The sequence below is a fragment of the Acinetobacter sp. UBA5934 genome (assembly GCF_002430855.1).
GTDB lineage: Bacteria > Pseudomonadota > Gammaproteobacteria > Pseudomonadales > Moraxellaceae > Acinetobacter.
Map to the genome: position 1 here is coordinate 1 of NZ_DJDC01000038.1, position 4,750 is coordinate 4,750.

Below are 4,750 nucleotides of genomic sequence, written 5' to 3' on the forward strand. Positions count from 1 at the left end.
TCGACAAATCCATAATGGTATAGGCACCCCAGCGGGTTGCCCAGGTCATTTTCGCGACTTCTTCATCGATGCTGGAACCAAGGGCAGAGTTGCCGATGTTGGCATTGATTTTCACCAGAAAGTTACGTCCGATAATCATCGGCTCAATTTCAGGATGGTTAATGTTGGCCGGAATAATGGCGCGACCTTCTGCCACTTCCTGACGCACAAATTCAGGGGTAATTTCAGTCAGGTTTTTCGCACCGAAATTTTGACCGGCATGTTGGCGTACATCGACACCTTCCTGCTGGCGCTGGTTTTCACGAATGGCGATATATTCCATTTCCGGAGTAATGATGCCCTGACGCGCATAGTGCATCTGGGTGACATTTTTGCCCGCTTTGGCACGACGCGGCTTTTGAATATGTGCAAAACGAATCTCAGCCGTGCGAATATCCTTCAGGCGTTCCTGTCCAAAAGCAGAGCTTAAGGTATCAAGACGTTCAGTATCCTGACGTTCTTCAATCCAGGTTTCACGCACATTGGGCAAGCCTTTATTCAGGTCAATGGCAACGTTTGGGTCGGTATATACCCCTGAAGTGTCATAGACCATAATCGCAGGATTGTATTCGCCACCTAAACCTGTTGGAGTTTCGGTTAGGGAAATTTCGCGCATCGGCACTTGAATGTCGCTACGTGAACCCTGGACATAAACTTTTCTGGAAGCGGGTAAAATTCGGGTGAGATCTTTGGCATCTTGCTCATGTTGAGCAGACATATCTGTTGCAGAGAGATTCGTTAATTGGTGCATTGCAATGATCCTTGTGAAATGACATCAACGAATCAAGCACGACCAAAAACGTGGCTGTTTTATCCGGGTAAATTTATTGTAAAAATCCACACGAATAAATTATAGGCTTAGGTTTTTTGATGGCTTGATTCCTACGCAGGTCTTAACCTGATCAGGTTCAACGGTACTCACCATCAAATGCCATATCTGCATATAGAATTTAGGTGATCTCAGCGAGTTGTTACTCGCGCTCCGTCAAGCTATGCGGCAATATTAACACGCCGAACTGCTAAAAAACATTCACATAAAATATCGCTTTTGAGTGATTTTATTGATTCTGCATAGAAAGCAATGGCTTAAAGACAAACCGCATCACTAAAACAGTCGCGCGGGTTGGAAAGGCTTAAATTTTGTAGACCTAAATATTCATCTAACTGTTTGAGTGCCAGCTGTTTTTCAGATAACGACTGCTGTTCTTTAGGGCTTAACTGGACTGGAATTTCTTTTAAGCGCTGCTGCTCAGATAATTGCAGAAATTGCAGAAACTTGTTTGCTTGAAAGGCTAAATGTGAATTTTTGACCTGGGCTAATTTTTCAATTTCATCCAGCGAGCTACTTTGGATGGCATATTTATCCAGGTAAGTATCCGAGACAGGCGAATCATTCATGCCTTTAAATAAAAACAGGGTATACATCTGTAAAAGATACTCAGCATCTTTGCGATAGCTGCTCTTCGGGTATTGATTTAAATACTCTTCCCAAAATAAGGCTCGAGCCGAAATCTCATATGGTTCAAGAATGAGGATCTGGTCTGAAAATACTGGCTGCATATTTTGGTTAGCCAAATTTTCGATAAAGACCTGTTCGGCTTTGGGCATATAAGGCGCAAAAATTCTGGCTAAATATTCAGGGCTACGGCGATAATTGACCTGACCCTTGCCAGTATCATACATTTCTATATACGCCTGCCCTTTATGTTTCAATAAATATTGATCACGTAAATTCAGCTGTTCAAAATGGTTCTGTTGAATGGTCGGATGCTGGGACAAATCAAAAGCGTACTCTTCGAAAGCGAGTTGTTGCAGCGCAGTTCTGTCCACGCTGAGGAAGTTGTTATACATTTGATTGGACAATTTTAATAAATGCTGCTGTTCTGCAAAGGTAGACAGCGGCAAGCATAATTTTAAATCCTGATTAATTTGTTCCAGGGCAAAAGTGGTGCGTTCTGCATTAATCGCCTGCATGTTTTTTTCAAGATTTTTGCATAATAACGATAAATCTACCGTTTCATCTTGTTCTGATTGTTTTTGTACCTGTTCTGGGATAGGTTGAGGCTCGGGTTTTTGACACCCGAGCAGAAGCATAAAAATAAAAAAGGGAAAGCATTGCTTAACAGAAAATTTTGTTTTTAAAGGCACAGTCATTCTATATCGGGTACAGGCGGCAATGATTTGTCGGGTATATCGATATTTTATAACTGAAAAATTCTTTGTCTGTGTAGTATTATGAAGAGTTTTGGTTACGCGCTGTGATTATTGACAAATAATTATGGAGACAAGTGGATAACACCGGTGCATATTGTGAAAATTAATAAAAATCATACGGAAAATTGAAAAGATCATTTTAATATTGCATAGCTTTTATTATAAATATGCGTGTCTATGGATGGTCGCTAGTAAGGATTTACTATAAAAAATGGATATTAAAATAGTCATTAGTGCATGTGCGTTGCTGTTTAGCTCATGGAGCCATGCTTTGGATTTGGTTGAGGCCTATCAACGGGCAAAAAACAGCGATCCGAATTGGCAGGCCAATCTTTTACAATATGAAGCAGATCAACTCAATTTAGGCATTGCCAAAGGTAATTTGCTGCCAACAGTGACTATTTCTGGAAATGTGGCACGTAAAAGCCAGCAGGCCAGTGACACCAGTATTCCGGGTTTTCCTTCAGATGCATTTACGTCTTCATCGTCCACAACTCGACAAATTGCCATTACTGCACGCCAGCCGATATTCCGTTGGGATGCCTGGGAAGGTTTAAAGCAGGTCAAAACGTCCGTCAGTTTGAGTGAAATCACTTTACAATTACAGCGCCAAGAACACATTTTAAATGTCTCGGAAAGTTATTTTAATGTGTTGCGTCAGCAGAGTTTAACCGTAGCCAATCTGCAAGAAGAAAAAGCGCTGTTCGAACAGCTCAGTGTCATGAATGCCAAATTGAAAGAAGGTCTAGTGGCAAAAAGCGATGTCAGTGAAGCCACTGCACAATATGAAAGTGCCCGGGCCAACCGGATTGCTACGCATGTACAATGGGTTTTGGCACAGGAACAACTGTCCCAGTTAATCGGGCCTTATCAAGAGAGCCTGGCAGTACTCAGAGATGACTTCCAATTCCAGAAACCTTATCCGGCCGATCTGGATGCCTGGACAGCGCTGGCACTGAGCCAAAATCTTTCGGTTCAGCAGGCGCGTATCCAGCAGCATTATGCAGAAGACCAGAAACGGGTAGAAAAAGCCGCCTTATATCCGCAAATTGAAGCGGTCGGTACCTATGGTTATATTAAACAGACCCCGCAAAATGTGGTTTCCAGTGATGGCCAGTTTGATCAGGTTGGCGTAGAGATGAACTGGAATGTTTATACCGGGGGCAGAACGCAAAAGTCCATTCAAAAAGCAGCAGTGAATGTGAAAAAAAGCGAAACCCAGCTGGATGCCGTGATTCGCAAAGCCAATACCGATGTTAAAAAATCTTATATGCAGGTAGAAACCGATCAAGCCAAATTACAGGCACGAAAAGCAGCCATGGATTCTTCGGAAGTGGTTTCTCAGGCTTCTAAAGCACAATATCAGGAAGGCTTGAAAACCATGGTCGATGTACTGCTGGCGCAGCGTAATGCTTTTTCTGCCAAACAGGATTATTTAAATGCAAAATACGATTATTTGATTAATGTGCTGCGTTTAAAAGCATCGGTCGGTAAATTGACTGAAAAAGACCTGGAAGAAATGAATGCCTGGTTAATTGATAAGTCATTCAAGCCAGCCAGCTAATCTGCGGTTTTTGTCATGAAAACTTCACATTAGATATGTTTTAATATTGAACACGATCATTCATTTTAAAATCGCTGTTGTGGAGTATGTACCTTGCCAAATAATCCGGTGTTAAATCATCATATTTCTTCGCAATTTAATGAAGATTTGCAAGATGTAAATACCAAGTTCATGACTATGGGGGGGCTGGTAGAACAGCAGGTTGCCAATAGTATTCATGCCTTGTTAGATACCGATGCCACTTTAGCGATTGATGTGCAATTTCAGGATAATGTGGTTAATCGTCTGGAAACCGAGATTGATGAAGCCTTAACCCTGATTCTGGCGCGTCGTCATCCTGCTGCGATTGATTTACGTATGGTGATTGCCATGTCCAAGGCCAATACTGACCTGGAACGTATTGGCGATGAAGCTGCAAAGATTGCCCGTATTGCACAAAATTTATGTGAAGAGGGCAGTTCTCCGCGGGGTTATATGGAAACCCGTCATATTGGCAATCAGGTTCGGGTGATGATTCATGAGGCCCTGGATGCCTTTGCGCGTCTGGATGTCGATCAGGCTTTACGGGTGCTGCTTGCTGATGCCGATATTGACCGGGAATACCAGTCTGCGACACGTACCTTAATGACTTATATGATTGAAGATCCGCGGCATATTTCCCGCGTCATTAATGTGATGTGGGTGCTGCGTTCTCTGGAGCGGATTGGCGACCATGCCCGTAATATTTCTGAACAGGTCATCTATATGGTCAAAGGTCTGGATGTACGCCATACCAGTGTCGAAGAGATTGAACAAAAAGTTCAGCGTTAAGCGAAACAGTCTCAAAAAGCCCATCTCAATGATCTGACCCCCAAAAGTTAGACAGTAAGTTAGGCGGTTTTTAAGGACTGATTCCTGTATTCAACAGGGGTCAGTCCTTTTAATTTAACCTTG

Annotated in this window: 5 protein-coding genes and 1 riboswitch; of the genes, 2 read left to right on the plus strand and 3 right to left on the minus strand. The window is 42.6% G+C overall.

The features are described from left to right. A partial coding sequence (locus B2Y23_RS02685; protein ID WP_291368849.1) for a phosphomethylpyrimidine synthase ThiC occupies window positions 1-790 on the minus strand: 790 nt, incomplete at its 3' end. Between the two features lie 111 nt (window positions 791-901). After that, window positions 902-1,034: riboswitch (TPP riboswitch) on the minus strand. A 91-nt stretch (window positions 1,035-1,125) separates the two neighbouring features. Continuing rightward, window positions 1,126-2,193 carry a hypothetical protein gene (locus B2Y23_RS02690; protein WP_409449798.1) on the minus strand — a complete coding sequence of 356 codons (1,068 nt, stop codon included), beginning with the start codon at window positions 2,191-2,193 and terminating at the stop codon, window positions 1,126-1,128. 271 nt (window positions 2,194-2,464) lie between these two features. Here B2Y23_RS02690 and B2Y23_RS02695 point away from each other — a divergent pair, with 271 nt between their 5' ends. Together B2Y23_RS02695 and phoU are read left to right on the plus strand one after the other, a co-directional pair. Beyond that, the gene (locus B2Y23_RS02695) at window positions 2,465-3,817 is read left to right on the plus strand and encodes a TolC family outer membrane protein (RefSeq protein ID WP_291368853.1); all 1,353 of its coding nucleotides are present in this window, start codon (window positions 2,465-2,467) and stop codon (window positions 3,815-3,817) included. A gap of 93 nt (window positions 3,818-3,910) precedes the next feature. Further along, complete coding sequence (phoU, locus tag B2Y23_RS02700) at window positions 3,911-4,627, plus strand: phosphate signaling complex protein PhoU (RefSeq protein WP_291355773.1); 717 nt, start codon at window positions 3,911-3,913, stop codon at window positions 4,625-4,627. A 59-nt stretch (window positions 4,628-4,686) separates the two neighbouring features. Here phoU and B2Y23_RS15440 read toward each other — a convergent pair. Further along, the coding region (locus B2Y23_RS15440) for an IS3 family transposase (protein ID WP_414632114.1) at window positions 4,687-4,750 on the minus strand (64 nt) is incomplete at its 5' end.

What these genes read in the sequence shown, in the direction of transcription:
- B2Y23_RS02695 (WP_291368853.1), top strand. Translation starts at nt 2,465, where the DNA reads ATGGATATTAAAATAGTCATTAGTGCATGTGCGTTGCTGTTTAGCTCA.
- B2Y23_RS02690 (WP_409449798.1), bottom strand. Translation starts at nt 2,193, where the DNA reads ATGACTGTGCCTTTAAAAACAAAATTTTCTGTTAAGCAATGCTTTCCC.